This is a genomic window from Sphingomonas sp. BE138 (assembly GCF_031456125.1).
In the GTDB taxonomy this organism is placed as follows: Bacteria; Pseudomonadota; Alphaproteobacteria; order Sphingomonadales; family Sphingomonadaceae; genus Sphingomonas.
On sequence record NZ_JAVDUC010000002.1, the window covers coordinates 83,947 to 110,683 of the forward strand.

32 protein-coding genes are annotated in these 26,737 nt (G+C 69.9%); 10 read left to right on the plus strand and 22 right to left on the minus strand.

The window, feature by feature from the left end; genetic code table 11:
* The first annotated feature begins 99 nt into the window (after positions 1 to 99).
* Positions 100 to 783, plus strand: a complete 684-nt coding sequence (locus tag J2Y58_RS03100; RefSeq protein WP_310098559.1) for an OmpA family protein — start codon at positions 100 to 102, stop codon at positions 781 to 783.
* 6 nt (positions 784 to 789) lie between these two features.
* Here the strand turns inward: J2Y58_RS03100 and J2Y58_RS03105 are convergent, their stop codons facing one another.
* The gene (locus J2Y58_RS03105; protein ID WP_310098562.1) at positions 790 to 1,242 is read right to left on the minus strand and encodes a nucleoside deaminase; all 453 of its coding nucleotides are present in this window, start codon (positions 1,240 to 1,242) and stop codon (positions 790 to 792) included.
* A 39-nt stretch (positions 1,243 to 1,281) separates the two neighbouring features.
* Entirely contained in the window at positions 1,282 to 1,512 is a 231-nt protein-coding gene (locus J2Y58_RS03110) for a hypothetical protein (RefSeq protein ID WP_310098564.1), read from the minus strand.
* A 141-nt stretch (positions 1,513 to 1,653) separates the two neighbouring features.
* Between J2Y58_RS03110 and rpmB the strand changes: the two genes are divergently transcribed.
* Entirely contained in the window at positions 1,654 to 1,950 is a 297-nt protein-coding gene (gene rpmB, locus J2Y58_RS03115; protein WP_310098567.1) for a 50S ribosomal protein L28, read from the plus strand.
* A gap of 71 nt (positions 1,951 to 2,021) precedes the next feature.
* On the opposite strand, the gene J2Y58_RS03120 is transcribed toward rpmB, so the two are convergent.
* Complete coding sequence (locus tag J2Y58_RS03120; RefSeq protein WP_310098569.1) at positions 2,022 to 2,984, minus strand: esterase-like activity of phytase family protein; 963 nt, start codon at positions 2,982 to 2,984, stop codon at positions 2,022 to 2,024.
* A gap of 145 nt (positions 2,985 to 3,129) precedes the next feature.
* On the opposite strand from J2Y58_RS03120, the gene J2Y58_RS03125 reads away from it, so the two are divergent.
* Entirely contained in the window at positions 3,130 to 3,483 is a 354-nt protein-coding gene (locus J2Y58_RS03125; RefSeq protein WP_310098572.1) for a glycine zipper 2TM domain-containing protein, read from the plus strand.
* A 309-nt stretch (positions 3,484 to 3,792) separates the two neighbouring features.
* Here the strand turns inward: J2Y58_RS03125 and phbB are convergent, their stop codons facing one another.
* From phbB to J2Y58_RS03145, 4 genes are read right to left on the minus strand one after another with little or no spacing between them, the layout of a single operon-like run.
* On the minus strand, positions 3,793 to 4,515 hold the full coding sequence (gene phbB, locus J2Y58_RS03130; protein WP_310098575.1) for an acetoacetyl-CoA reductase: 723 nt from the start codon (positions 4,513 to 4,515) through the stop codon (positions 3,793 to 3,795).
* A gap of 58 nt (positions 4,516 to 4,573) precedes the next feature.
* The gene (hemH, locus tag J2Y58_RS03135) at positions 4,574 to 5,590 is read right to left on the minus strand and encodes a ferrochelatase (RefSeq protein WP_310098578.1); all 1,017 of its coding nucleotides are present in this window, start codon (positions 5,588 to 5,590) and stop codon (positions 4,574 to 4,576) included.
* Entirely contained in the window at positions 5,590 to 7,803 is a 2,214-nt protein-coding gene (locus tag J2Y58_RS03140; protein WP_310098581.1) for a molybdopterin cofactor-binding domain-containing protein, read from the minus strand. The genes hemH and J2Y58_RS03140 overlap by 1 nt, the downstream gene beginning before the upstream one ends.
* A 58-nt stretch (positions 7,804 to 7,861) precedes the next feature.
* Complete coding sequence (locus J2Y58_RS03145; RefSeq protein WP_310098583.1) at positions 7,862 to 9,541, minus strand: class I adenylate-forming enzyme family protein; 1,680 nt, start codon at positions 9,539 to 9,541, stop codon at positions 7,862 to 7,864.
* A gap of 65 nt (positions 9,542 to 9,606) precedes the next feature.
* Between J2Y58_RS03145 and lgt the strand changes: the two genes are divergently transcribed.
* The 5 genes from lgt to J2Y58_RS03170 are packed head-to-tail and all read left to right on the plus strand — an operon-like array spanning position 9,607 to position 13,021.
* Entirely contained in the window at positions 9,607 to 10,494 is an 888-nt protein-coding gene (lgt, locus tag J2Y58_RS03150; protein ID WP_310098586.1) for a prolipoprotein diacylglyceryl transferase, read from the plus strand.
* Positions 10,494 to 11,531, plus strand: coding sequence for an SAM-dependent methyltransferase (locus J2Y58_RS03155; RefSeq protein ID WP_310098588.1), 1,038 nt, complete (start codon positions 10,494 to 10,496; stop codon positions 11,529 to 11,531). Before lgt ends, J2Y58_RS03155 begins: the two co-directional genes overlap by 1 nt.
* Positions 11,528 to 12,043: a GNAT family N-acetyltransferase gene (locus tag J2Y58_RS03160; RefSeq protein ID WP_310098590.1), complete on the plus strand. Its 516-nt coding sequence runs from the start codon at positions 11,528 to 11,530 to the stop codon at positions 12,041 to 12,043. The genes J2Y58_RS03155 and J2Y58_RS03160 overlap by 4 nt, the downstream gene beginning before the upstream one ends.
* A 7-nt stretch (positions 12,044 to 12,050) precedes the next feature.
* Positions 12,051 to 12,815, plus strand: a complete 765-nt coding sequence (gene pgeF / locus J2Y58_RS03165; RefSeq protein ID WP_405053064.1) for a peptidoglycan editing factor PgeF — start codon at positions 12,051 to 12,053, stop codon at positions 12,813 to 12,815.
* A 56-nt stretch (positions 12,816 to 12,871) separates the two neighbouring features.
* The gene (locus J2Y58_RS03170; protein WP_310098596.1) at positions 12,872 to 13,021 is read left to right on the plus strand and encodes a hypothetical protein; all 150 of its coding nucleotides are present in this window, start codon (positions 12,872 to 12,874) and stop codon (positions 13,019 to 13,021) included.
* A 43-nt stretch (positions 13,022 to 13,064) separates the two neighbouring features.
* Here the strand turns inward: J2Y58_RS03170 and hslU are convergent, their stop codons facing one another.
* Together hslU and hslV are read right to left on the minus strand one after the other, a co-directional pair.
* On the minus strand, positions 13,065 to 14,366 hold the full coding sequence (gene hslU, locus J2Y58_RS03175; RefSeq protein ID WP_310098599.1) for an ATP-dependent protease ATPase subunit HslU: 1,302 nt from the start codon (positions 14,364 to 14,366) through the stop codon (positions 13,065 to 13,067).
* A 160-nt stretch (positions 14,367 to 14,526) separates the two neighbouring features.
* Complete coding sequence (gene hslV, locus J2Y58_RS03180) at positions 14,527 to 15,069, minus strand: ATP-dependent protease subunit HslV (RefSeq protein WP_083500255.1); 543 nt, start codon at positions 15,067 to 15,069, stop codon at positions 14,527 to 14,529.
* Between the two features lie 145 nt (positions 15,070 to 15,214).
* Between hslV and J2Y58_RS03185 the strand changes: the two genes are divergently transcribed.
* The gene (locus J2Y58_RS03185) at positions 15,215 to 15,400 is read left to right on the plus strand and encodes a hypothetical protein (RefSeq protein ID WP_310098604.1); all 186 of its coding nucleotides are present in this window, start codon (positions 15,215 to 15,217) and stop codon (positions 15,398 to 15,400) included.
* 187 nt (positions 15,401 to 15,587) lie between these two features.
* On the opposite strand, the gene J2Y58_RS03190 is transcribed toward J2Y58_RS03185, so the two are convergent.
* From J2Y58_RS03190 to folE, 5 genes are all read right to left on the minus strand, one after another.
* Positions 15,588 to 15,995, minus strand: a complete 408-nt coding sequence (locus J2Y58_RS03190; RefSeq protein ID WP_310098607.1) for a holin family protein — start codon at positions 15,993 to 15,995, stop codon at positions 15,588 to 15,590.
* A gap of 4 nt (positions 15,996 to 15,999) precedes the next feature.
* Complete coding sequence (locus J2Y58_RS03195) at positions 16,000 to 16,536, minus strand: glycosyl hydrolase 108 family protein (protein ID WP_310098610.1); 537 nt, start codon at positions 16,534 to 16,536, stop codon at positions 16,000 to 16,002.
* A 177-nt stretch (positions 16,537 to 16,713) separates the two neighbouring features.
* The gene (locus J2Y58_RS03200; protein ID WP_310098613.1) at positions 16,714 to 17,067 is read right to left on the minus strand and encodes a dihydroneopterin aldolase; all 354 of its coding nucleotides are present in this window, start codon (positions 17,065 to 17,067) and stop codon (positions 16,714 to 16,716) included.
* Complete coding sequence (locus J2Y58_RS03205) at positions 17,060 to 17,791, minus strand: SDR family oxidoreductase (RefSeq protein WP_310098616.1); 732 nt, start codon at positions 17,789 to 17,791, stop codon at positions 17,060 to 17,062. Before J2Y58_RS03205 ends, J2Y58_RS03200 begins: the two co-directional genes overlap by 8 nt.
* A 5-nt stretch (positions 17,792 to 17,796) precedes the next feature.
* Entirely contained in the window at positions 17,797 to 18,417 is a 621-nt protein-coding gene (gene folE / locus J2Y58_RS03210) for a GTP cyclohydrolase I FolE (RefSeq protein WP_310098618.1), read from the minus strand.
* A gap of 105 nt (positions 18,418 to 18,522) precedes the next feature.
* On the opposite strand from folE, the gene J2Y58_RS03215 reads away from it, so the two are divergent.
* Positions 18,523 to 18,729, plus strand: coding sequence for a DUF2945 domain-containing protein (locus J2Y58_RS03215; protein WP_310098621.1), 207 nt, complete (start codon positions 18,523 to 18,525; stop codon positions 18,727 to 18,729).
* Positions 18,730 to 18,732: 3 nt separating this feature from the next.
* On the opposite strand, the gene pncB is transcribed toward J2Y58_RS03215, so the two are convergent.
* From pncB to J2Y58_RS03255, 8 genes are all read right to left on the minus strand, one after another.
* On the minus strand, positions 18,733 to 20,037 hold the full coding sequence (gene pncB / locus J2Y58_RS03220; protein ID WP_310098624.1) for a nicotinate phosphoribosyltransferase: 1,305 nt from the start codon (positions 20,035 to 20,037) through the stop codon (positions 18,733 to 18,735).
* Positions 20,038 to 20,039: 2 nt separating this feature from the next.
* Positions 20,040 to 21,323: an Hsp70 family protein gene (locus J2Y58_RS03225; RefSeq protein WP_310098626.1), complete on the minus strand. Its 1,284-nt coding sequence runs from the start codon at positions 21,321 to 21,323 to the stop codon at positions 20,040 to 20,042.
* Between the two features lie 350 nt (positions 21,324 to 21,673).
* On the minus strand, positions 21,674 to 22,831 hold the full coding sequence (locus tag J2Y58_RS03230; RefSeq protein ID WP_160984505.1) for a DUF1501 domain-containing protein: 1,158 nt from the start codon (positions 22,829 to 22,831) through the stop codon (positions 21,674 to 21,676).
* 4 nt (positions 22,832 to 22,835) lie between these two features.
* Positions 22,836 to 24,395: a DUF1800 family protein gene (locus J2Y58_RS03235; protein WP_160984506.1), complete on the minus strand. Its 1,560-nt coding sequence runs from the start codon at positions 24,393 to 24,395 to the stop codon at positions 22,836 to 22,838.
* A gap of 65 nt (positions 24,396 to 24,460) precedes the next feature.
* On the minus strand, positions 24,461 to 24,928 hold the full coding sequence (locus tag J2Y58_RS03240; RefSeq protein WP_310099585.1) for a periplasmic heavy metal sensor: 468 nt from the start codon (positions 24,926 to 24,928) through the stop codon (positions 24,461 to 24,463).
* A 20-nt stretch (positions 24,929 to 24,948) separates the two neighbouring features.
* Positions 24,949 to 25,368 carry a hypothetical protein gene (locus tag J2Y58_RS03245; RefSeq protein ID WP_310098633.1) on the minus strand — a complete coding sequence of 140 codons (420 nt, stop codon included), beginning with the start codon at positions 25,366 to 25,368 and terminating at the stop codon, positions 24,949 to 24,951.
* A 7-nt stretch (positions 25,369 to 25,375) separates the two neighbouring features.
* Positions 25,376 to 25,936 carry an RNA polymerase sigma factor gene (locus tag J2Y58_RS03250; RefSeq protein ID WP_160984509.1) on the minus strand — a complete coding sequence of 187 codons (561 nt, stop codon included), beginning with the start codon at positions 25,934 to 25,936 and terminating at the stop codon, positions 25,376 to 25,378.
* 21 nt (positions 25,937 to 25,957) lie between these two features.
* Entirely contained in the window at positions 25,958 to 26,704 is a 747-nt protein-coding gene (locus J2Y58_RS03255) for a hypothetical protein (protein WP_310098639.1), read from the minus strand.
* Positions 26,705 to 26,737 lie beyond the last annotated feature (33 nt).

Genomic DNA, 26,737 nt, shown 5'->3' on the forward strand with positions numbered 1-26,737 from the left:
AATTGTTGCTGCGCCTGCTTCACCGCGGGTTCAGTGCGCTGGCGGAACAATGCGGCGGCGCGTCGGGTTGATCGGCGTTGCATCGAGAAAGGGACAAAGATGAAGCTGACGTCGAAGCTGGCTGCCGCGCTGGCCTGCGTGTCGCTGCTGGGCGTGGCGGCGTGCACGACCGATCCGGAGACGGGGCAGCGGACGATCTCGAAGACGGCGATCGGTGGCATCGGGGGCGCGTTGGGCGGCTATCTGCTCGGCGATCTGGTCGGCGGGCGCCGCGATCGCACCGAAAAGATCATCGGCGCGGGCATTGGGGGCATCGCCGGTGCCGGGATCGGCGCGTATATGGACAAGCAGGAACGCGAATTGCGCGAACGGACGCGCGGAACCGACGTCGAAGTCACACGCCAGGGCGACGACCTGCTGCTAAATATCCCTTCAGGAATCAACTTCGCCTACAATTCGGCGAACGTGGAACCGCGATTCCGCGCAACTCTCGACAAAGTCGCCAGCGTGCTGTCGGAATACAACCAGACATATGTCGACGTATACGGCCACACCGATTCGACCGGCAGCGACGCCTATAACCAGGACCTGTCGGAGCGGCGCGCGACGTCGGTCGCCGACTATCTGTCGAGCCACGGCGTGCAGGCGGCGCGGATCGCGACGCGCGGATTCGGCGAGACGCAGCCGATCGAGTCGAACGAGACGGACGCCGGGCGCGCCGCCAACCGCCGCGTCGAGATCAAGATCGTCCCGGTGTCGCAGAACGACCTGCCGCCGCGCTAACTGCGATCAGGGGCGGCGTGCGGCGAAGAAGTCGCGCAGCAAAGCCGCCCCCTCCATCGCCCCGATGCCAGCGAAGATCTCGGGGCGGTGATGGCAGGTCGGTTGCGTGAAGAAGCGGGGGCCGTGCTCGACCGCCCCGCCCTTCGCATCATCCGCACCGTAGTAAAGTCGCGCGACCCGCGCATGCGCGATCGCACCCGCGCACATCGCGCACGGCTCCAGCGTCACCCACAGGTCGCAACCCTCGAGCCGGTCGCTACCGAGCGCCTGCGCCGCCTGGCGAATCGCGAGCATCTCGGCATGCGCGGTCGGATCGTGCAACGCGCGCGGCGCGTTGGCCGCGACCGCCACCATCCGCCCGTCAAACATCACGACCGCGCCGACCGGCACTTCACCTTTATCGGCCGCGGCTCGGGCGGCGTCCAGCGCGGCACGCATCGGGGGAGGCAGCGGGATCATCGCCGACTGCCTACTCCCCCGGCGCCGAGGCGCAAGGCGTCAGCGCGGCTGTTCGCCCGGCTTCTGCACCTTGATATCCGGCACGGCGACGGTCTTGTTCTCGGTACCGACCGTCACCTTGCCGACATCGGCGTCGAACTTCGGCGCCTGCCCACCCTCGAGTCGCGGAAGCTGCGCGGTTTGGGTCTGGTCGAATTTGATGAAGCCGGTCAGCAACGCCGCGAGGAACACCAAGGCCACGATCCCGATCAGTACCAGCAGCGTGCGCATCCGTTTTCTCCCGATTCGTCCGATTCGTTTCCGCAACAACGCCGCTCCGCAGGGCTGGTTGCAGATCGCGCCGCTTGACCGATCGACCGTCGCGGGTTACTGGCGCACACTTTCCGGGCAACCGAAATCAGGATTAGTCTCATGTCGCGCATTTGCGAGCTGACCGGCAAGGGCCGGCAGGTGGGTAACAACGTCTCCCACGCCAACAACAAGACCAAGCGGACGTTTCTGCCGAACCTGCAGAACGTGACGCTGCTGTCCGACTCGCTGGAGCGGTCGATCCGCCTGCGCGTGTCGACGCACGGCCTGCGCTCGGTCGAGCACAATGGCGGGCTGGACAACTGGCTGGTCAAGACCTCGGACGACAAGCTGTCGCTGAAGGCGCGTCGCCTGAAGCGCGACATCGTGAAGAAGCGTTCGGCCGCCGCCGCGGCCTGACGTTTCCGGCTCTGCCCGAACCCGATCGCGGCCCGCCGTCCTCGTGACGGCGGGCCGTATCGCGTTGCGTGTCAGCCGCGCCAGCGAAACTTGGCGAGGAGAGTGCGTCGCCAGAACGCGCCGTCGTTGTCGGTGACCAGCCAGATCATCGTCCGCCCGTTCTCCTGCGCCACTGCCAGTCCCTCGGCATTCTCATGGCCGAGCGCAGCGCCGAGCCGCGCCACCACCGGCCCGTGCAGCAAGGCGCCGCCGCGCACCTGCGCCGCCGGGATTCGCACCAGCGCGGTGTCGAAGGTGAGCGGAAAGCGCCAGCGGCGGTTGAGCACCAGCACGTCACCGTCGGGCAGCACCGCCGCATCGCTGGGCGCATAGCCCGACGGCGGCAGATAGCGTGCCGACGCTACGCGCGTGTCGTGGAAGGCCGGATCGCCCGCGAAGATCAGCGCCGGACGTGACCCGATCTGCCGCGGTCGTCCCTCGCGCAGCGCCAGAAAGCGGCCGTCGCGCAGTTGCACGAGCGACTCGACGCTGCTGTTCACGCCCCAGTCGTGCATCGCGGGCGGATAGGCTGCCGCCTGTGCATGGCGGAAGTCGGCGGTGTAGCGGAAGATCGCGTTGATCCGCTCGTAACCGATCCACGCGCGCCCGCTCGCCGCGTCGACCGCCAGCGACTCGGTATCGCGCGCCGCCTTGCTCCAGCCGGTCTCCGGTCCCTCGTCGAGCGATTCGCTTCGCAGCGTCGTCAGCCTGTCGCCGGCGATCCGCAGTCGCACCACCAGCCCGCCGTCGGTGAGCAGGATCGCGTGTCCGCGATGTAGCGCCAGCGCGGAAAAGCCGCCGAACTCGGGCTCGTTGGCGGACAGCGTCAGCGCGCCGACCGGCTCCAGCGCGCCGATCCGCGCCGGCCAGCCGCCCGCAGGCACGAACGGCCGGGCGACGACGCGCAACGCGGGGGTAAACAGCGGCCGGCGCGGCTCGCCGCTCCACGGCGGGACGCACAACAGTACCAGCGCCAGGGAGACAGGCCATCGCACCGGTCCCGCCTAGAAGGTCGGCGCGGGCGGCGGAAGGATGAACCTTCGATAACGGTCGCATTCAGGCAGTGCTCAAAGCGAATCGGGCAAAAGCACTTTCATCGACGGGAAACCGCCGACCGAAATACGAGACGGGAGACGACCAATGTTCAAGAATATCGCTCTTGCCGGTGCCGCCCTCGCGATGGGTGCCGCCGCCGTCGCACCGACCACCGCCGATGCGCAGCGTTACGACCGTGGCCGCTACAGCCGCTACGACGACGGCCGCGGCTATTACGACCGGCGCGACTATCGCGGGTACGACCGCCGCTACGAGCGCAGCCGTCGCTGCTCGAACGGCACGACCGGCACCGTGGTCGGCGCGATCGCCGGCGGCCTGCTGGGCCGGGTGATCGACTCGCGCGGAGACCGGACGCTCGGCACGGTCCTGGGCGGCGTCGGCGGCGCGGTCGCGGGCAACGCGGTCGAGAAGTCGAACAACCCGCGGTATTGCCGCTGACGGGCGCAGGCCGGGAGCGAGGCTCCCGGCCGGTGCGCGACGCGCATCGCCCCGCACGGCCGGCGGGTCGGCTGAGCCGACCCGAGCGACGGCGACTTCGCCGCCGTCCCACCCCTTCCCTCGCGTAGCGTATCGAGGGCGCGAGCCCGGTGCCGGATGGTGCCGGGCTCGTGTTATTTCGATGTCGTGTCGCGGCGAGCGCCGCGGCAGGAGCCCGCGTCGTCGGTCGGGTCGACCGCGCCGACCCGCCGGCCGTGCCGGGCGCTGCGCCGATGGCGCACCGGCCCGCGGGGCGCGGGCGTGCGCCCGTCAGTACATATGTTGCCCGCCGTTGATGCTCAGCGTCGAGCCGGTGACGAACCCGGCCTCTTCCGAGCACAGGAACGCCACGCCGCGCGCGATCTCCTGCGCCTGCCCCAGGCGGCCGACCGGGATCTTGGCGACGATCTTTTCCAGCACGTCGGCGGGCACCGCGGCGACCATGTCGGTGTCGATATAGCCCGGCGCGATCGCGTTCACCGTCACTCCGGCGCGCGCGCCTTCCTGCGACAAAGCCTTGGTGAAGCCGTGGATGCCGCTCTTGGCAGCGGCGTAATTGACCTGGCCGTATTGGCCGGCCTGCCCGTTGATCGAGCCGATGTTGACGATCCGTCCCCATTTGCGGTCGCGCATGCCGGGGAACACCGCCTTGGCCATGTTGAAACAGCCGCCGAGGTTGGTGTCCATGACCTCCTTCCACATCTGATAGGTCATCTTCAGGATCGTGCCGTCGCGGGTGATGCCGGCGTTGTTGACCAGCACATCGACCGGGCCGAGTTCGGCGGCCACCTTTGCGCAGCCGTCCTGGCAGGCGTCGTAGTCGGCGACGTCCCATTTATAGGCCGCGATGCCGGTCCGTTCGGTGAACTCGCGTGCGCGCTCGTCATTGCCGGCGTAATTGGCGGCGACGGTCATCCCGGCATCCTTCAGCGCGACGCTGATCGCCTCGCCGATCCCGCGCGTTCCACCCGTGACGATCGCCACACGTGCCATATCTTCCTCTCCCGAACCGCCGCCCCGACATGAGGCGACCTACCTTTTGGCGATGAGCCTAAGCGGCGCGTATCCACCCTTCAAGTTCACGTGCCAGTAACCCGCGCAGCATCGCGATGCCGGCGTCGCTATCGTTCAAACATGGCAGATATGCGAAATGCGTGCCGCCCGCGGCGATAAAGCTTTCGCGACCGCGGATCGCCAGCTCCTCCAGCGTCTCGAGGCAGTCGGCGGAGAAGCCCGGGGCGAGGATCGCGACCTTGCGCGTGCCCGCCGCCGCCAGCGCCTCCAGCGTGGTGTCGGTCGCGGGTTCGAGCCATTTGGCGCGGCCGAAACGCGACTGGAAGGCGACGGTCAGCGGACGGCCGAGCGCCTCGCCGAGCAGCCGCGCGGTCTTGCGGCAATGGCAATGATAGGGGTCGCCCAGCTCCAGCGTCCGCTGCGGCATGCCGTGGAAGCTGGCAACGATCGCGTCGGGGGCGAAGTCGAGCGTCGCCAGCCCGGCGGTGACGCTGCGCGCGAGCGCGTCGATATAGGCCGGGTCGTCGTAATAGGGCGGCAGCGTACGGATCGCGGGTTGCCAGCGCATGGTCGCGAGCGCACCGAACGCCTTGTCGTTGGCGGTCGCGGTCGTCGCCGCGCAATATTGCGGGTAGAGCGGTGCGAGCAGGATCCGCTCGCACCCCGCCTCCTTCATCGCGCGCAGCCGGTCGCCGATCGCGGGGTTGCCGTATCGCATCGCCCAGTCGACCAGCACGTCCGCGCCGAAGGCATCCTTCAACGCCGCCGCCTGCGCGCGCGTCACCGCGGCGAGCGGCGAGCCGGCCTCGGTCCAGACCTGCTGATAGGCGTGCGCCGATTTCTTCGGGCGCGTGGTCAGGATCGCGCCGCGCAGGATCGGTTGCCACAGCAGCTTGGGGATTTCGACGACGCGCGGGTCGGACAGGAACTCGGCGAGGTAGCGGCGGACGGCACGCGTGTCGGCGGAATCGGGGGTGCCGAGGTTCATCAGCAGCACGCCGATGCGCGGGCGGGGGAAGAGCGGGTGGTTGGGGGGGTAGTCGGGGGACAGCATCACGCCTCGCTGAACGGCAGGTGCCGCCACCGCGTTCCGCCCGCGGCGAACAGCGCGTTGGCGATCGCGGGGGCGGCGGCGGGAACGCCCAGGTCGCCGACCCCGCCGGCATCGGCGGTAGAGGCGATCAGCTCGACCGTGACCTCCGGCGCGTCGGCGAGCGTCGGCAGCCCGACCTCGCCGTAGCGGCGCACGGTGGCCAGGCCGTCGCGGTAGTGCGCCGCTGCGCCGCGCGTCGTCGCCGCGCCGAAGATCAGCCCGCCCTCGATCTGCTGGCGGACGACGTCGGGGTTGATCGCGCGCCCGCAGTCGACCGCCGCGACCAGCCGCTCGATCCGCGCGCGGCCCCCGGCATCGGTACCGGCCTCCGCCAGCACCGCGATCGCACTGCCCGCCAGCATGTGGCAGGCGATCCCCTGCCCGCCGCCCGGCACGCCGCCGTTCCAGCCGCCGAGCGCGGCGGCGGTCGTCAGGCAGCGCGCGAGCCGCGGCTGATCCCCGAGCATGCCGACGCGATACGACATCGGCTCGGCACCGGCGGCGCGCGCCAGTTCGTCGAGGAAGCATTCGGTGAAGAAGGCGGTGTAGCCGTCCGCCCCGCCGCGCAGATGCCCGGTCGGCAGATCGAGCGCGACCGGGTGGTGGTAGATCGCCGAGGCCGCGAAGCGATAGGGCGGCACCGTGCCGCTCATCGCGTAATCGTCCGCGCCGGTCGGCAGCATCGCGCCCACGCGCCGCAGCGGATCGCCCGGCAGCAGCCGTGCGGCCAGATCACGCCCGGTCGCCGCCACCGCGATCCGCGCACGCCAGCCGAGGATCGCGCCGTTTGCCGCCAGCCGTGCGGCCATGCGCGCCTTGGCGGGGGCGCGGACGCGGTCGTGGAGCAGCGCCTCGCCGCGCGACCAGGCGAGCTGGACCGGGCGGCGCAGCTGCTTCGTGAGCACCGCCGCCTGGGCGACGACATCGACCTCCAGCGCGGCGCCGAACGATCCGCCGGCCAGCATCGGATGAACGATCACCTGCGCCTCCGCGACGCCGATCGCCCGCGCCGCGGCGGCCCGCGCCAGCGACGGAGCCTGCGTCGCGACCCACAGTTCCAGCCGTTCGTTCTGCCATTGCGCGGTCGCGGCAGGCGGCTCGACCGCGGCGTGGAGCGCGGGAGCGACGCGATATTCCGCCTCCACCAGCCGCGCGCCGGCGAACGCCGCCTCGACGTCGCCGACGCGCGCGACCCGGTGGCCGTCGGCATCGAGTGCAGCATCGAGCGCGCGCTCGATCGCCGCATCGTCGGGGGGAACCGGCCCTTCGAAGCGCGGTGCCAGCGCGGTCAGCGCGCGGTTGGCGGCCCACCAGTTGTTCGCGACCGTCGCGATCCACCGATCGTTGCGGACGACCTGGAGCAGCCCGGGCACGCGCTCCGCCGCCGCCATGTCGGCCGACAGCAGCCGCGCGGCGGGGTGCGGCGCCTGGCGGATGCTGGCGAAGACCATGTCGGGAAGGCGCACGTCGGCCACGAAATTGGCCGAGCCGTCGACCTTCGCGGGCACGTCGATCCGCGGCAGCGACTGCCCGGTCAATCGGCCTTCGTCGCCGATCCGGTACGGCAGTTCGTCGGGCACGGTGCCCGCCGCCGCCGCCTCGGCCAGCGCGCCGAAGCGCAAGCGGCGCGGGCCGTTCACGACGAAGCCGTCGGCGGTGGTGCAGTCGCGCCAGTCGACGTCCCAGCGCGCCGCCGCCGCCTGGCACAGCAGGACGCGCGCCGCCGCACCCGCCGCGCGCAGCGGCGCCTCGAAGCGGCGCACGGAGGTCGATCCGGCGGTGAGCAGCAGCGCGTCGCGGGTCCAGTGTTCGTCGCGCGCCCCCGCGGGCACTCCCGCGAAGGCGGCGCCGAACAGCCGGTCGGCGGCCAGCGGGTTGGCGTAGAGCGGGGAGATCGGCGTGGCCTCCACCCCGATCGTCCGCCAATCCGCGCCGAGTTCGTCGGCGACGATCTGCGGCAACGTGGTATAGACGCCCTGCCCGTGCTCGCATTGCGGAACCGCGACGATTACCTTGCCGCTGCGCGCGATCTTCACGAACGCGCCGAAGACATGCTCGTCGGGCGCGGCGGCGAGGCTGGGCACATAGGTCCGCGGCCACGCCGTCCAGGCGACGATCAGGCCGACGCCGACGCCGCCCGATACCAGAAGCCTGCGCCGCGTGATCTCCACCATTCCGGCGGGACTAGCGGGCGGCGCGACGCGACGGAAGGGCTATCGGCCCCACGCGGTGCTACCCGGCGACGGTTTCGCCGTACAGGCGGCGGACGGTGCGCTTGTCGATCTTCTCCGTCCCCAGCCGCGGCAGCGGTTCGGCGCTGAGCCACAGGCGGTGCGGCACCTTGAAGGCGGCGAGATGCTCGCCGACGAACGCCAGCAGTTCCGCGCCGGTCACGGCATCGGGCGCGGAGAGGTGCACGACCGCGCACGGCACCTCGCCCAGCCGGTCGTCGGGCAGGCCGAACACGGTCGCCTCCGCCACCGCCGGGTGCATGTAGAGCGCCGATTCGACTTCCTGGCAGCCGATGTTCTCGCCACCGCGGATGATGATGTCCTTCTTGCGGTCGACGATGAAGAGGTAACCGTCGTTGTCGAGGTAGCCGAGGTCGCCGGTGCGGAAGAAGCCGTCAGCGGTGAAGCACCGGGCGGTGTCGTCCGGCCGCCCCCAATAACCCTCGAAGCACGCGGCCGAGCGGATGCCGATCTCGCCCACGCCGCCGTGGCGGACGGGGCGCCCCGCGTCGTCGAGGATCGCCAGTTCGGCGAGCGGCGCGGAGGCGCGGCCGGTCGACGACGGCTTGGCGAGATAGTTGGTGCGCCAGTTGCCGGCGCCGACCGCGTTGGTCTCGGTCAGGCCGTAGCCGATCAGCGGCGCGCCCGGCAGCTCGGCGTCGATGCGGTTCACGTGCTCGACCGGGCGCGGCGCGCCGCCGGCGGCATAATCCGCGACGGTCGACAGATCATAGGCGCCGCGCCGCGGATGGTTGAGTATTTCCAGGCTCATCAGCGGCACGCCGACGAAATAGGTGACGCCCTCGCGCTCGATCAGCCGCATCGCCTCTTCCGCGTCCCAACGCGACATCAGCACCAGCTTGCGCCCTTGCGCGAAGCTCTGGAGGAAGGTGGGCACCATCGCGGTGACGTGGAACAGCGGCAAGTTGAGCAGGGTGGCGGGCTGTGCGGTGATCGGCTTGCCGTCCTGCGCCGACAGCGTGAGCATGATCATCGCCGACGTCAGGAAGTTGAAGGTGCCCTGCACTACCTGGAAATGCGTCGACAGCGCCCCGCGCGCGCGCCCGGTCGAGCCCGACGTGAACAGGATCGTGGCGTGATCGTCCCCCGCGACCTGCGGCAGCGCGGCGCCCTGGGCGCGCGCGAACACCGGCGCCAGCGCGCGGTCGAGCGGCTGGGTATCGTCGAACGGCTGCACGGGCACGTCGATGCCGTCGAGCCGCGCCGCGCGCGGGGCGTCGGCGAAGACTAGGCACGGCGCGACTTCCTTGATCGCCGCCGCCAGTTCCTCGTTCTGCCACCAGCCGTTCAGCAGGGTGGCGATCCCGCCGGCCATCACGACGCCCATGTAGAGGACGATCCACGACGGCGAGTTGCGTGCGGCGATGCCGACGCGGTCGCCCGGCCGCACGCCCCAGCCGTCGACCAGCGCCTGCGCGACGCGCGTCGCGGCCTCGTGGACCTGCGCGAAACTCAATCGCTCCTCGCCGGCGACCAGAAAGTCCTTGGCACCATGCTCGCCGCAGAAATGCGCGAAATAGGCCGGCAGCGTCGGCGGTGCGGCGGCGATGCAGGGGAGCGTCCGGCCAAAGCGGGTCACCGATCCCAGCGCGAGCGGACCGCCCTCGCCCGTCAGGGCCGCAACGGTGGCATCCATGCGCGCGTCAAGCTCGGTCCGCATCACTCTCTCCGCTTGGGTTTGTCTTATTGCCCCCTTATGGAGGCGCGATTCACGAGGGGAAAGCCTTGATCCTGCCCGCGCTCACGGCTGCCGTAGCGGCAAGCCACATACATTTTTCCGATCTCGGGCTACACCCGGACGTGTTCACGATCGGGGTGTTCACGCTGCGCTGGTACAGCCTGGCCTATATCGCCGGAATCGTCATCGGCTGGTGGTATCTGCTGAAGCTGCTGGCGCAGCCCGGCGCGCCGATGGCGCGGCGGCATGCCGACGATCTGGTGTTCTATGCGACGCTCGGCATCATCCTGGGCGGACGCATCGGCTACGTGCTGTTCTACGCGCCGGAGATGCTGACGCGTCCGCTGTCGATCCTGCGGCTGTGGGACGGCGGCATGTCGTTCCATGGCGGGGTGATCGGCACCTCGCTGGGTCTGATCTGGTTCGCGCGCAAGCACGGTCTGAACTGGCTGCGCATCCACGATTATGTCGCGTGCTGCGTGCCGTTCGGACTGTTCTTCGGACGGCTGGCCAACTTCGTGAACGGCGAATTGTGGGGCAAACCCGCCGACGTGCCGTGGGCGATCGTCTTCGAGCGGACGGTGCCGTTCGGCGTGCCCGAGCCGGCGCGCCACCCCAGCCAGCTCTACGAGGCCGGGCTGGAGGGAATCATCTTGTTCGCGCTGCTGTGGTTCTTCTTCTGGCGCACCGACGCACGTTATCAGCCGGGCAAGCTGGTCGGGCTGTTCCTGGCCGGGTACGGCGTGGCACGCTTCACCGTCGAGTTCTTCCGCGAGCCCGATGCGCAGCTGCGCCAGTTCGCCGAGGCGACCGGGCTGCACATGGGACAGTGGCTGTGCGTGCCGATGATCGCGGCGGGAGCATTCCTGATCGCAACCGCGCCCAAGCGCCGCACCCGCGTCGAGCCGATCGCCGGCCCGGACGCGGTCGCCTGATGCCGCCAGTGCCGCCCCCCGCGCCGCTGCTCGCCGAGCGGCTGGCGCGTGCGATCGCGCTGGGCGGGCCGATCCCGGTCAGCCAGTATATGGCGGCGGCGAACGCGCATTATTACGGCACGCGCGACCCGTTGGGTGCCGACGGCGATTTCACGACGGCGCCCGAGATCAGCCAGATGTTCGGCGAGCTGATCGGCGCGTGGGCGGCCGACCTGTGGGATCGCGCCGGGCGGCCAGCGGTGGCGTGGGTCGAGCTGGGACCCGGGCGCGGGACGCTGACCGCCGACGCGTTGCGCGTCATGGCGCGCGCCGGGCTGACGCCGCCGGTCCACTTCGTCGAGACCAGCGCGACGATGCGCGCGGCGCAGGGCGAGCGCGTACCGGACGCGACGTGGCACGATGCGCTCGGCACCCTGCCCGACGATGTGCCGCTGATCGTCATCGCCAACGAATTCTTCGACGCGCTGCCGATCCGCCAGCTCGTGAAGCGCGGGGACATCTGGCACGAGCGGCTGGTCGCGTGCCAGGACACGCTGTTCCTGCCCATCGCAGGCGCGAGCGTTCCGGACACGATCATACCCCCCGAACTGGCGACCGCCGCACCGGGCGCGATCGTCGAGACGTCGCCGGCCAGCGTGGCGATCATGGCCGACCTGGCGGCGCGGATCGTGGCGCAGGGTGGCGCAGCGCTGGTGATCGACTATGGTTACGACGGCCCGGCAGTAGGGGAAACGTTGCAGGCGGTGCACGATCACGGCTATGCGAACCCCTTCGAGGCGCCGGGCGAACACGACCTGACCGCCCACGTCGACATGGCGACGCTGCGGCTCGCGGCGACGGCTTCGGGAGGGGCTGCATGGGGTACGGTGACCCAGGGTGCGTTCCTGCGCGCATTGGGGATCGACCAGCGCGCCGCCGCGCTGGGTGAACGGGTGGCCGGCGACCGCCGCCGGCTGGTGGACGACATGGGGGAGTTGTTCAAGGTGATCGCACTGACGCACAAGGACTGGCCGCGCCCGGCGGGGTTCGACGCATGACCCGCCGCGCGACGCTGCGCCGCGCGACCGTGAAGGACGCCGCCGACCTCGCCGGGGTGGCGCGCGCCACCTTCACCGAGACGTTCGGCATGCTCTATTCCGCCGCGGATCTCGCCACCTTCCTCGAACAGCACACGCCTGAGGACTGGGCACGCGAGGTCGCCGACCCCGCCTATGCCGTGGCGGTCGTCGAGGACGGGCGTATCGTCGTCGGCTATGTCAAGCTCGGCCCGCCGCGGCTGCCGTTCACGCCCCGGGAGGGCGCGATCGAGCTGCGGCAATTCTATCTGCTCCAGCCGTGGCAGGGCAGCGGGATGGGGCCGAAGATGATGGAATGGGCGCTGGAGGAAGCGCGCGCGCGCGGCATGCGCGAGATGTACCTGTCGGTGTTCGTCGACAACGAGCGGGCACGGCGCTTCTACGTCAAATACGGCTTCCAAGACGTTGGCCGCTACGCGTTCATGGTCGGCAACCACGAGGACACCGACATCGTCATGCGGCGCGCGCTGTGATCGCCGCATCGTGACCGTCGCGTCGCCGATCCGCGCCGCCGTGCTGGAGCGCGTGCCGCACGGCTTCTTCGGGCGGACCGGCGGCGTGTCGACGGGGCTGTACGCAGGGCTGAACGTCGGGCTGGGATCGGACGACGACGACGCGGCGGTGCGCGCCAACCGCGCCGCGGCGGTGGAGGCGGTCGCACCGGGGACGTGCCTGCTGACACCGTATCAGATCCATTCCGCGCGGTGCGTGACGGTGCGCGAACCGTTCGCCGAACGGCCGGAGGCGGATGCGCTGGTCACCGACCGGACGGGGCTGGCGCTGGGCGTGGTGACCGCGGATTGCGCGCCGGTGCTGCTCGCCGATGTGGCGGCGAACGTCGTCGGCGCGGCGCATGCCGGGTGGAAGGGCGCGCTGGGCGGGGTCACCGATGCGACGATCGCGGCGATGATCGCGCTGGGCGCACAGGCGGAGCGGATCGTCGCGGCCGTCGGACCGTGTATCGCGCGCACCAGCTATGAGGTGGACGATACGTTCCGGCGGCGGTTCGAGGATGCCGATCGCGACAACGAACGCTTCTTCGCCGACGCGCGCGGGGGCCATCACCGCTTCGACCTGGAGGGCTATGTCGTCCATCGGCTGGCGACCGCGGGGGTGACCCGGGTCGCCGCGCTGGGGCTGGACACCTATCCCGACGACCAGCGCTTCTTCTCCTATCGCCGGGCGACGCACCGCGGCGAGCCCGGATACGGGCGGCAGATCGCGATCATCGCACCTGCCGGATAGCGGCGGCGGATCGTTCTGCGGTGCCGCCGGTTGGTGGGCGACACAGGAGATTTGCCATGGCCGACGATGCCGCCGCCGAAAAGTTGACCCAGGGCCCGACGTTCGATCGAAAGGCCAAGCGCCCGATCACGGGCGGCCTGTACTATCTCGCCTTCCTGCTGGTCGCCGCGATCCTGATCCTGTTCATCGCCGGCAACCTGATCTGATCCGACGGGAGGCGGGCGGCCCCGCCCCCCGCGCGCCGCCTGCCTACAGCACGAAGCGGCTGAGATCGGAGTTGCGGGCGACGCTGGCCAGCTGCTGCTCGACATATGCGGCATCGACGGTCAGCGCCTGACCCTGCCGGTCCTCGGCGTCGAAGCTCACGTCTTCCAGCAACTTCTCCATGACGGTCTGCAAGCGGCGGGCGCCGATATTCTCGATCTCGCCATTCACTTCGGCGGCGACGCGCGCCACGGCGCGGATGCCGTCCTCGGTGAAGTCGACCGCCACGCCCTCGGTCGCGATCAGCGCCTTGTATTGCGCCGGCAGCGACGCCTTGGTGTCGGACAGGATCGCAACGAAATCGTCCTCGGTCAGCCCCTTCAGCTCGACGCGGATCGGCAGGCGGCCCTGAAGCTCCGGCAACAGGTCGCTGGGCTTGGCGACGTGGAACGCGCCGCTGGCGATGAAGAGGATATGGTCGGTCTTCATAGGGCCGTATTTGGTCGAGACGGTCGTGCCCTCGATCAACGGCAGCAGGTCGCGCTGCACGCCCTCGCGGCTGACCGAACCGCCGCGCACGTCGCTGACCGCGATCTTGTCGATCTCGTCGAGGAAGACGATGCCGTTCTCCTCGGCGTCCTGAAGCGCGACGCGGCTGACCTCATCCTGGTCGAGGCGCTTGTCCGCCTCTTCCTCGACCAGCTTTTCCCACGCGGCGGGGACCAGCAGCTTGCGGCGCTGCTTCGGACCGCCGCCGAACGCCTTGCCCATCATCTCGCTGAGGTTGATCATGCCGACCGAGCCCTGCCCACCGGGCAGTTCGAACGGCATCTGCGGCGCCTGTTGCAGCTCCAGCTCGACCTCCTTGTCGGCGAGGTGACCCTCGTTGAAGCGCTGGCGGAAGCTGTCGCGGGTCGCCTGGCTGGCGTCCTTGCCGACGAGCGCGTCGAGCAGCCGGTCCATCGCTGCGGCCTCGGCCTTGTCCTTCACCGCCAGGCGGCGGCGTTCCTTTTCCAGCCGCACCGCTTCCTCGACCAGGTCGCGCGCGATCTGCTCGACGTCGCGGCCGACATAGCCGACCTCGGTGAATTTGGTCGCCTCGACCTTCACGAACGGCGCGTCCGCCAGCTTCGCCAGGCGGCGGCTGATCTCGGTCTTCCCGCAGCCGGTCGGGCCGATCATCAGGATGTTCTTGGGCGTCACCTCGTCGCGCAGGTCGGGCGCGAGCTGCTGCCGCCGCCAGCGATTGCGCAGCGCCACCGCGACCGCGCGCTTGGCATCCTTCTGCCCGATGATGTGCGCGTCGAGCGCGGCGACGATCGCCTTGGGGGTCAAATTATCGTTCATGGTTTTTCAAAGCCTTGGTCGGCGAATGTTGCGAATGTTGAGACGGTGGCGCCGAATGTTGAGAGCCTGTCGTCATCCCGGCGAAAGCTGGGATCTCGTGTGGCAAGCGCACCCGCCCCGACCCGGAGGCCCCAGCTCTCGCCGGGGCCGCACGAAGAGGTCAGGTGGTCGACTCCAGCGTCTCGATGGTGACGCGGTCGTTGGTATAGACGCAGACCTCGGCGGCGATCTTCATCGCCTTGCGGCACAGCACCTCGGCATCGTCCTCATATTCGACCAGCGCGCGCGCCGCAGCGAGCGCGTAATTGCCGCCCGAACCGATCGCGGCGACACCCGCCTCCGGTTCCAGCACGTCGCCGTTGCCGGTCAGGATCAGCGTCACCTCCTTGTCGGCGACGATCATCATCGCCTCCAGGTTGCGCAGGAACTTGTCGGTGCGCCAGTCCTTGGCCAGCTCCACCGCGGCGCGCATCAGGTGGTAGCCGTGCCGCTCCAGCTTGGCCTCCAGCCGCTCGAAGAGCGTGAAGGCATCGGCTGTCGCGCCCGCGAAACCGGCGATGACCTTCCCGTCGCCGAGCGTGCGGACCTTGCGCGCGTTGGGCTTCATCACGGTCTGGCCCATCGAGACCTGACCGTCGCCGATCACGACGACCTTGCCGCCGCGCCGGACCGAAAGAATGGTGGTGCCATGCCAGACGGGCATGGAGTGGGGATCTTTACCGCTCATAGCGCCGCGATTTGGGGGGCGTCGTGCTTCCCGGCAAGAGCAACGAAAGTTTGTAAAGCCGGCAATGGTAGCGACACACGAAAAGCGCCATATCGCGCGCCGGAGAGTGAGTGGCGTCAAGATGATCACCGACAAGGACCGTTTGTACTTCCAGACCCGCGCCGAAGCCGAATTGCGGCTGGCTGCCGAAGCGGAAGATCCCGCCGTCTGCCAAGCGCATTATGCGATGGCGACCGAATATCTCGAGGCGGCGCATGGTGCCGGCCTGCGACTGCCGCCCGATCCGCAGCGGTTGTCGCGGGGGTAGGTTCGCGCTTCCCCACCCACGCCGTCTTGCGCCCCCGTCGCGTTCGTCGGCCTCCTGCCCAACGGCGTCATCCCCGCGGAGGCGCGGATCCAGACACGCCGCCGCTGCGCCTCCATCGCTGCGACATGGGTTATGGGTTCCCACCTTCGCGGGAATGACGGAGGGGTGCGAAGAGGACGGAGGGCGGCTACCGCCCCCTCGCCTTCCCCCATTCGCGCGCGACGGTGTAGCCGAGGTAGCCGGTGCCGAAGAGCGCGTAGAGCGGCTCGGGCAGGCCGTTCAGATAGGCGTTCATCCCGCGCGCGATCGCCAGCGCGGCGTCCGGCTTCACCGCCGCGATCAACCCCATCGGGATGCTCCACAACAGCAGCGCATACATGACATAAAGGAAGCTGGGGCGCGCGCGGGTGGTCCACGGATCGGCGGCCTGCGCCTCGGCGAGGATCGCCGCCATCTGCGCCTTGACCCGCTCCAGTTCCTGCGAACCCTCCATCCGCAGCAGCTCGCGCTGCGCCGCCTCCCGTGCGCGGGGATCGGGGATCAGCTTGTCGAGCAGGCCCGCGACGGGGCCGAGGATCGTGTCGAGCATGGCCATCCCCTCACCCGATCCGCTGGGCGAGCCAGCCGTACAGGAACGCCTCGTTGGCCGGGCGCCGCTCGGCGAGCGTGAGGTAGCGTTCGCCCTGCAACGTCTCGACCGCGCGGAGCAGCACCGTCTCGGCCGCCGCGCCGCGCGTGGCGAGGAAGCCGGCAAGCGCGTCGAGCGTCTGGGCGCCGACCCGGCCGTCGCATGCGAGATCCGGATAGTCGCGCGCGCCGCGATTGAGCGCGTTCAGCGCGCGCTGGAGGAAGCGGGCCGCAACCTCCGGCCCCATGTTCACGCCCGTGTCGAACAGTTCGGCGGCGAGCCGCGGCGCGTGCTGCGCGATGCGGTCGAACGCGGGGCGCTGCCAGTAGAGGCGGCGATAGATCGCGGCGGCGGCGGGTCGCGCGAAGTGACGCATGTCGCCGGCGTAACCGTTGGCGCGCGCGACCGCCTCGGTGATCCCGTAGCGCGTCGCGCCGCCGCGGTCGGCGGAATGATTCACGTAACCGCCCTCGCGGTCGATCACCGCGTCGATGAGGTCGTCGATCATTGCTGTCTCCTTGATGGATGGAGAACATATCAGCAACATGGGTTTGTAGGACAGCGCCGGAGATGCATGACGGCCGAAGTCATCGTCATTCGGGCGAGGTCGGGAATCCGGAACCTCCGACCTAGCGGCCTCTGCGGGAGCCTGCGCGTCTGGCTTCCCGACTTCGCGGGTATGACGTCAGGAGCGCCGCCGCACGATCTCGCAGCCGACGCGCGCATCGGGGAAGACGTCGGGCTTCATCGATCGCACGCGCACCTCGCGCACGCGGGGGTCGGCGAGGCAGAGCGCGGCGACGCGCTCCACCAGCGTTTCCTGCAACGCGAAGCCTTCGCCGGCAGCCAGCGCGTGGATGCCGTCGCGGATGGCGTCATAGTCCAGCACCTCGGCGATCGTGTCGGCCCTGGGCATGCGGTCGTAGGCCACGGTGAGGTGCACCGACAGCAGCACGCGCTGCGGCGCAGCCTCGTGCGGGTGGATGCCGAGTTGCATCGCGACCGCCAGATCGTCGAGGATGATCGTATAGTCAGCCACGATGTCGCCCCTCGAACATCACGTCGCGGTCGCGCGGGCAGAAACGCTGCCCGCTGTCGACGTACAGGGTCTGCCCGGTCACGCTCGGCGCCTCCAGCAGGTAGACGACCGCCGCCGCGACCTGCTCCGCGCCGACCGGGCGGCGGAGAAGGTTGGCGCGTGCCACCGCCTCGAACTCGGCGGCGCTCTGGTCACCGCTCGGCAGCGTCAGCCCGGGCGATACCGCATTGACGCGGACGCGCGGCGCGAATGCCTGCGCCATCAGTACCGTCGCCTGCGCCAGCGCCGCCTTGGTCAGCGTGTAGCTGTAGAAATCCGGGTTCGGATTGGCGAGCTTCTGGTCGAGCAGGTTGACCACCGCGCCCCCTCGCCCCTGCCCCGCCAATGCGGCGGCGAGCAGCGACGGCGCGACGACGTTGACCGCATGGAGCCGGGCGGCCAGCGCCGCATCGGGCCCGGCGGGCGCGTCATATTCGAACAGCGATGCGCTGTTGACGAGGCCGTCGACCGCACCGCCTTCGCAGGCGCGCGCGAACAGCGCGGGCACGTCGGACGGGTCGGCGAGGTCGCCCGGCACGGCATCCCCGTTCAGTTCCCCGGCGAGCGCCTCCGCCTCGGCCTGCGACGTGCGATAGTGGATCACCGGCACATGCCCCGCCGCCGCGACCGCCCGCGCGATCGCCGCGCCCAGCCGCTTGCCGCCCCCGGTCACCAGCACGCGCATCGCGTTCAGGCGAGCCCCATCAGCGACAGCACTTCCTTGCGGCTGCGGTCGTCGTCGCGGAACACGCCCATCATGCGACTGGTCACCATGCCGACCCCGGAGGTGCGGACGCCGCGCGCGGTCATGCACGCATGGCTCGCCTCGATCACCACCGCGACGCCGAGCGGCTTGAGCCCGTTCCAGATGCAGTCGGCGACCTCGGCGGTCAGCCGCTCCTGCACCTGCAACCGCCGGGCATAGCCGTGGAGCACCCGCGCCAGCTTGGAGATGCCGACGACATGGTTGCGCGGCAGGTACGCGATGTGCGCCTTGCCGATGATCGGCGCCATGTGATGTTCGCAATGCGACTGGAACGGGATGTCCTTCAGCAGCACGATCTCGTCATAGCCGCCGACCTCCTCGAACACGCGCGACAGATGCACGCCGGGGTCCTCGCCGTATCCGGCGCAATATTCCTTCCACGCGCGCGCGACCCGCCTGGGCGTATCCACCAGCCCCTCGCGCGTGGGATCGTCGCCCGCCCAGCGCAGCAACGTGCGCACCGCCTCCGCGACATGATCGGGCACCGCGATCTTGCCGTCCGCCGCCACCAGATCGCCGTCGTCGGGAGTTGCCGTCTCGTTCATCGCGTCCTCGTTCGTATCGTGCCCGGCTGCCGCAGGAATTGCTCTGGCGCAACCCCGCGCGGTCGTCGCGGGTTGCAGCGCGGGTTACAGGCAAGGAGACGGACGATGGCCGACAATCTGAAGAAGGGCGACGAAGTGACGTGGAAGTCGCACGGCGGCACCGCGCACGGGACGGTCGAGAAGAAGCTGACGTCCGAGACCTCGATCAAGGGCCACAAGGTCAAGGCAACGAAGGACGATCCGCAATATCTGGTCGAAACCGAAAAGGGCAGCAAGGCCGCGCACAAGCCCGACGCGCTGAAGAAGGCGTAACGCCTACACCGCGACCGGCGTCGCCTGCCGCTCGGCATCGCCGAACACGCGCAGGTAGCGCGCGATCTCGGCGGGCGTGCCGGTCGCCTTTTCCGGATTGTCGGACAGCTTGACCGCCGGGCGCCCGTCGGCGCTGACGACCTTGCAGACGAGCGAGATCGGCTCCAGCCCGGCGGCGCCATCGGGATCGCAGCCGCGAAAGTCGTTGGTCAGGTTCGTGCCCCAGCCGAAGCTCGTCCGCACGCGGCCATGGAAGTGGCGATAGGTGGCGGCGATCGACTCGACGTCCATACCGTCCGAGAAGATCAGCAGCTTCTCGCGCGGGTCGCGGCCGTGCGCCTGCCACCAGGCGATGATCCGTTCGCCCGCCTCGACCGGCGGCGCGCTGTCGGGGCGGAAGCCGGTCCAGTCCGCCACCCAGTCGGGCGCGTCGCGCAGGAAGGCGGCAGTGCCGAACGCATCGGGCAGCGCGATCAGCAGGTTGCCCCCATAGGCCTGCCGCCACTCGTCGAGCACCCGGTACGGCGCCTGCGCCAGCGCGGCGTCGTCGGAGGCGAGCGCGGCGGCGACCATCGGCAGCTCGTGCGCGTTGGTGCCGATCGCCTCGAGATCGTGATCCATCGCCAGCAGCACATTCGACGTGCCGATGAAGCGCGCGTCCAGCCCCTCCTTCAGCGCCTCGACGCACCAGCGCTGCCACAGGAAACCGTGGCGGCGGCGGGTGCCGAAGTCCGACAGCGCGAGGTCGGGCAGGTCGCGCAACCGCTCGACCTTCTCCCACAATTTCGCCTTGGCGCGCGCATAGAGCACGTCGAGCGTGAAGCGCCCCTTGCCACGCAGCGCCGCGCGGGCGCGCAGTTCGTTGACGATCGCCAGCGCGGGGATCTCCCACATCGTGGTGTGCGTCCACGGCCCCTCGAAGTGCAGCTCGAACTGGCCGTCCACGCTGCGCAGGTCGTAGTCGGGCAATTGGAAGTCGGCGAGCCAGGCGAGGAAATCGGGCGCGAACATCCGCGCCTCGCCATAGAAGCTGTTGCCCGCCAGCCAGATCAGCTCCTTCTTGGCGAAGCGCAACCCGCGCGCATGATCGAGCTGCGCGCGCAGTTCGGCCGCGTCGATCACCTCCGCGAGCCGCACGGCCTTGGTGCGGTTGATGAGCGCGAAGGTGGCGTGCGTGGTCCGATGCCGCCGCCAGATCAGTTGCAGCATCAGCAGCTTGTAGAAGTCGGTGTCGAGCAGGCTGCGCACGATCGGATCGAGCCGCCAGCCGTGATCCCAGGTGCGCGTCGCGATGTCGGTATAGACCATGCTCACGCCTCCCAAGGCGTGACGTCGGGCTCGGCCCCGATCAGCGCGAGGCCGTGCGCGATCGAGGTCAGCTCGCCGCCGGTCGCGATCCGCTCCGGGCCGAAGCGTCGGTCGAAGATCGCGCGGATCGCGGGGATCAGCGACGAGCCGCCGGTCAGGAACACGCGGTCGATCGCCGTCGCCTCCACCCCCGCGCGCACCAGTGCGGCGTCGAGCGCGCCCTCGATCCGCACGAGATCGTCGGCGATCCAGCGCTCGAAGTCGGCGCGCGTCACATCGGCGGCGATGGTCACGCCCCCGCCGTCGAAGACGAATTCGGCATGGTCATTGCCCGACAGCGCGCGCTTCAACCGCCCGACCGCGTCGTAGAGCGGGAAGCCCTGTTCCTCCTCCACCAACGCGATCATCCGTCCGATCGCCTCGGGGTCGAGCGCGTCGCGTTGCAGCTTGCGCAGTTCCTCCAGCGTGCGGCGGTTGCGCATCATCGCCAGCCGCGACCAGTCCGCCACGTCGTTGAAATAGCCGCCGGGGATTTCCAGCACCTTGCCGAACGAGCGATACTGCCCGCCCTTGCCGAGCAGCGGCAGCACCAGCTGCGCCACGATCCGCTGGTCGAAGCGATCACCCGCGATCCCGACGCCGGTCGAGGCGAGCGGGACGCAGCGCCGCGCCGCGCCGGGCGCCGCGACGCGGACGAGCGAGAAGTCGGTCGTGCCGCCGCCGAAATCGGCGACCAGGATCGTCGCGGGCTCGGTCAGCCGCGCCGCGAAGCTGTGCGCCGCGCCGAGCGGCTCAAAGACGTAATGCACCTCCGCGCCGAACTCGCGCAGCATCAGGTCGTAGCGGGCCCGCGCCAGCGCTTCGTCGGGACGCGCGCCGGCATATTCGACCGGGCGGCCGACCACGACGCGCGCCGGACGATCGTCGAGCTGCCCGCCGGCATGGCGCACCAGCTTCTGGAGCAACGCGCGGCCGAGATCCTCGAAGCGCATCTGGCGGTTGAAGATCGTCGTGCGCTCGAACAGCGCGCTGGCGGCGACGGTCTTGAACGACTGGACGAAGCGGCTGTCGAGCGGCGCCTCCAGATATTCGGCGATCGCCCACGGCCCCGCTTCGTGCGCAACGCCGTTCCAGCCCTGCTCGTCCTCCCAGAAGCACAAGGCGGAGCGAAACACTGCGCCGGTCGCCGCGTCGCCGACGAACTCCACCAGCCTTGCGTCATCGTCCTCGGCGAGCGCGACGACGGTGTTGGTGGTGCCGAAATCGAGGCCGAGCGCACGCGCCACGTCTTGCTCCGTCGCAGGTGTGGTGCCCCGTGCAGGACAAACATAACGAATATGTATCGCCGCTCATACTATCTTAGAACCGCCCGAAGCCGCCGCTCTCCGCTCTTCACCGCCAACTCTGGCCGCGAGCGCTACTGCTTACGCCCGTACGCGGAGCGTTGGGTCACGAGCGAAGGAGGCGCATAAGCGGACGTGCGAGCTTCATGCGGTGCTCCACCCGCCACCTCAGGAAGAAGAACGCAGGATTTGGTCAACGTCCGGATTTGTGGCGCTTTTGCCCTCGATCTGCCTTGAGCGGCTCATCTGATTCAAACGTACGCGGCTCTCATAAGCGCCGCTATCGCCTGCCTTCAGGCACGCACAAGTCCGTCGATGACGCGGGCGCGGCTGCTCTCGGGGAACAATGCCGCCATCGCCCGCGGTCCCTCGATCCCAAAATGCCCGGCGACGGCGCTGCCGATCAACGCATTGAGTTCGAGCGTTGGCCTGAGATCGCGCCCCTCGTAGAGCGCCGCATCGGAGAGCCCCGGCCAGTCGGCGACGACGCGCCCTCCCTGCACCGCGCCACCGAGCAGCATCGCCATCGAGCCGGTGCCATGATCGGTTCCCTGGGTGCCGTTGATCTTCACTGTGCGCCCAAATTCGGTTGCAACGAGCACGGCTGTATTCCCCCAGAGCGGCCCCAAGCCCTGCTTGAGCGCCGCTACCATGCCGTCCAGTCCGCGCAGCTGCGCCGCAAGCCGCCCGCGCTGCTGGGCATGAGTGTCCCAGCCGCCGGATTCGATCATCGCAATCCGCGCCCCGCCAGGGGCGCTCAACAGCCGGGCGGCGAGCGCGCCGGTCGCGGCCGCGTTGCGCCCGGCGCCGCCCGCCATGTCGCTGGTCAGCATCCGTGTCGCCGTGGCCTGTTCCCACACCGCATGGAGCTGCGGATCATTGGCGTAGAGCAACGCTACGCGCGTGAGCAGATCGTCCGAAGCATCGGGTAGCGTCGACGGCGCATAGCTCGCCACCTCGACCGGCCCGCGCAGCGCCATCGGCACGGTTGCGGCGATGGCGATGCCCTTGGCCTCGTCGCGCGGCAGCAGCGCCAGCATCCGGTTGAGCCAGCCGTTTTTGACGCTGTAGGCGGCGCTGCCGCCGGTCTCGAGCACATTCTGCCCGTCGAAGTGTGAACGGTCGCGATAGGGCGATGCCACGGCATGCGCGAAAAGCGCCTCGTTGCTGGCATAGAGCGCGCTGATATTGCTGAGCGCCGGGTGCAGCGCGAACATCGAGTCGAGCTTGGTCGCCTGCGCGAAATCTTCCGCCAGCACGCCGCGCTGGCTGGCAAAGGCGGGGTCGCCCACCGGCGCCAGCGTTGCCAGGCCGTCGGCGGCACCCCGCTGGATGACAAAGACGAAGCGCCGGTCGGTCGCCGCCTTGGCGAAGACCATGCTCCCGCCCAGGCCAGGCAAGAGGATGGCTGTCGAGCCGAGCGCGGTAACGAAGCTGCGCCGATTGAGCATGGTCTTATCTCCGCATCGATTCGGGCGCGACGAGCAGCAGCGCCAAGCCCTGGCTGGGGCTTTCGGCGCGCGCGATCGCCTGCGCGGTGGTGTCGCTGAGCGCGGCGGGGAAGAGCTGGCTAGCCCGGGCACGCGCATCAAGCGTGTCGCTGATCCGGCCAGCCATGCGCTCGGCCGCCTCGACGCGGCGCATGACCGCATCGGGGCCGGCCCAGCTAGCGGCAACGTCGTCCCAGCCGGCCGGCGAACCCGGGCGCCACACCGGCTGCCCGAGCTGCGTGAGCAATCCGGTCACTGCCTGCGGCTGGACCTCGCGGAGCCCAAGCGCACGCATCGCGCCGATGCTCCATTCCCAGGGATTCTTGAACTTGACCGGCGGCGCGATCCAGCATTCGGGCGCGTCGACGAGCACGCGGTAGAGGCTCGGCAGATCGCCGCCGGTCTTGAGGAACGCGGTTTCGAGCCGCGCGACGAGTGCGACGGGCGGATCGTCGCCGGCGAAATGCCGCGCCAGCTTGGTGGTGATATGTCGGGCGGTCGCCGGATGGGTGCCAAGGAAGTCCAGCACGGCTGCCGCCTGATCTTCACCCGCTTGAGCGAAGGGCCGGCCGAGCACCGTGCGCGAACCCGGCTCGTGCAGCCGCGCGGCAAACACAAAGCTGCCGGGTTCTCCATCGATGCCGACGAACCGCGCGCCGGCGCCGCGCCCCAGCCCCGCGACCGTCCAGCCGGTGAGCGCGCGGGCAAGCTCGGTCACGTCGCCCTGGCCATAGCCGGTACGAACACCGAGCGTGTGCAGCTCGAGAATCTCGCGCGCGAGATTCTCATTCAGCCCGGCATTCTGGCGGCGCGCTGCGATCTGGCCGCCGGTCGAATTGGGCCCGATCGACGCTGCCTGATCGAGGTAAAGCAGCATGGCGGGATGACGCTCGACTGCCTGCAGCATGTCGCCGAACTTGCCCATCACATGCGGGCGGATCGCCTCGAACTCGAGCTGACCGGCCAAGCCGATAACGACGAGCTTGTCGACCGAAACCGCGAAATGGTTCGCCCAGAAATGCACGAGCCGCTCGGCGAAGGGCGAAGGACTGGTCAGCGCCGTCTGCGCGCGCGCCGCGACCGCGCCCATATAATAGCTGCGTGCCTGATCGCGCGCGAAGCGGCGTGCCTGCGCGACCGGATCGCGCGGCGCGGCCGTGCCCCGCTCGGCCATTGCCCCGATTCCACCCTTGTCCTGCAGGCCGGCCTCACCGGCCATCGGCTCGCCGCTCATCGGCGGCGGCGCATAGCCGGCCGCGCGGCGACGCTGCGGCGTTTGCGGCCGGTCCGCCATCGTCCCCGGATTTTCGTCCCTTTTTTGGCACCGGTTCTGGCGTTGCATTTCCAGATAGTCGCTGAGGTTTCCGGCGATCGTGGACGTCGGCGGAAGCGCCGCGATCGCAGCCGGCCGCGGCTCGTAGCGGTCGAGCTGGGCGAGCAGCCAGGCTTGGGGGCGGTCGAGCGCCGCCTGATCGGGACGCGCGCCCAGGCCGAAGCGGTTGAGGGCAATGGCAGCTGCGGTCACTCCGGTCTCCTTCCCGCCTTCAACGTTGGCAACGCGTAAATCCGTCGCGGCGAAAGCGATTTTCCTCAGGGCCGGTTCGGCTGGGGTCGCGCCTCCCTCGAGCGGCGCAGCGTGCCCGACCGGTCGAGACCTTCGGCAAGGGCGATTCGCTCGTCGGCCGGAAGTCGCGACGCGACGTCGACAACCGCGGTTTCCAGGCGCGTGCGAATGGCGATATCGGCGGCGCGCGCGCGGCCCAGCGTGGCATCGAGCGCGGCGCGGTCGAGCTCGGGCTGGACGAGCAGCCGTCCGGCTTCGCGCCGCGCCCCCCGTGCGCGCTCCACTTCGGGCTTGAGCGACTGGGCGGCGGCGCGAACCGCCTGGCGCAGCGCCCGCCGGTTCTCGGGCGCGAGCGCCTCGGCCGCCTGGCGCAGCCGCGCGGGGCGGCCGATCCCCGCGAGCGGGCGCTGCGCATCGACCCGCTTCCACATGATGGCCGCGCCAACCACGCCGCCGATCACGAAGACGTTGAGGATCAGCGAGACGATCAGCACGATGCGCAACGTGCGGCTGCTCATGGGGCGGTCCCGTCAAGGTCGACTTCGCCGAAGATGGTCTGTTCCTCCGCCAGTCCGGTGCTGCGATGATCGAGCAGCGCCGGCGTCGCCAGCGACAAGGCGAGCGCGCCGGTCACGGCGCCGGCAAGCCCGATGCCCGCCAGACCAAGCCCGGACCACCACAGCTTCGCGCGCGACCAAAGCAGGCCGGGCTGTGGCGCGGATGACAGGATGCGGCCGATCAGCGCCGACGATGGCGCGGGGACCCGGTGCCGATCGAGCAGTCCGTCGAGTGTCGCGGCGCGCGCGAGAACATCGCGGGCATTTGCGGGATCGGTCGCAAGCATGGCCTGGGCCGCGTCCTGCTCGTGCGATGGCCAGCGGCGCAAATCCGCGCCATAGGCATCGGCCAATGCGGCGAAGCGCTCGGGCGTCATCGCTGCATCATTGGTCATCGGCGTCCTCCTTGAGCAGGGTACGCAACGCGCGCCGGGCGCGCGACAGCAGGCTTTCGAGCGCTTCCACGCTCACGCCCATCGCCGCGGCGGCCTCGCCATTGGACAGTTCCTGATAATATTGCAGCACGATCGCCTCGCGCTGGCGTTTTGGAAGAGCCTGCAACGCTGCCGCGACCGCCGCCGAAATACCCGCTTCCTCCAGACCGGCGTCGGGCGCCGGCCCCGGGTCGAGCCGGTCGAGCGCGTTGTCCGTCGCCACTTCGCGCCGCCGCCGCAGCCGGTCGTAGCACAGGTTGAGCGCGACGCGGTGCAGCCAGGTGTCGAAGCGTGCCGCGCCCGGCCGCCAGTGTGGCGCTTGCCGCCAGAGGCGCACGAAGCTCTCCTGCGCGACATCTTCCGCCTCCGCAGCGTCGCCCAGCATCCGCGTCGCCAGCGCGAGCAGGCGCGGCAGCTTGCGCGCGACCATCTCGCGCGCCGCACCGCCGTCGCCCTTCCCGACAAGCGTGAGCAGCGCCGCATCGGGATCCTCGCCGGGAGGAGCGGTCAAGGACCCGGACTCCGGGCGACCTCAATCGCCCACTCTCCCCCGGACCGCGCGGCGTTCGTCGGCAGTGAGGAGGCCGTCTTTGTCAGCGTCCATCCGCACAAAGCGGCGGGCCAGCAGAGCGTCGAGCTCGGCAGTATCGAGCGCGCCATCGCGGTTGGCGTCGATCCGGTCGAACATCTTCGCCGGATCGCCTTTGACTTCGGCCCCAGCGGCTTGCCGCCGCGCGGTCCATTCGGCCTTGGCAAGCCGTCCGTCGCCGTTGGTGTCGGCCTGGAGCAGCCGCGTGCGCGCCGCCGCCTGGAATGTCGCCAGGTCGACGCCTTGCGGCGCGGCGGCGGCGGGGGTGGCGAGCGCCATCACGCTCGAGAATATCAGAGGTATCTTCATACGCATCAGCGGCACCTTCCATAGCGATCGGGCGAGGCTCCGGGTCCGCCGCGCCAGCCGGGCGGATTCTCCCAGTTCGTCCCGGGTCCGCCACGGGGGCCAGGCGGGTTGCCGTCGCGGTCGAGCCAGCAGCGGCGCGCCTGGTTCCACCAGCCCCAACGGGGGATGCCAGTAGCCATGACCGGCGTGATAATAATAGCCGCCCGGGCGAAGCACAAACACCACCGGCCGGCCGCGGATCACGAACCGCCGCCGGTCGGGCGACGCGCCAAGACCCCCGCTCGGACCCCGCGGATTTTCCCAGTTGGTGCCCGGTCCGCCGCGTGGCCCCGGAGGATTATTGTCGCGATCTTGTGCCTCGGCCGGCGTCGCGGCGATCATGCCCGCAGCCATCAGGACACTCGGCGATACTCT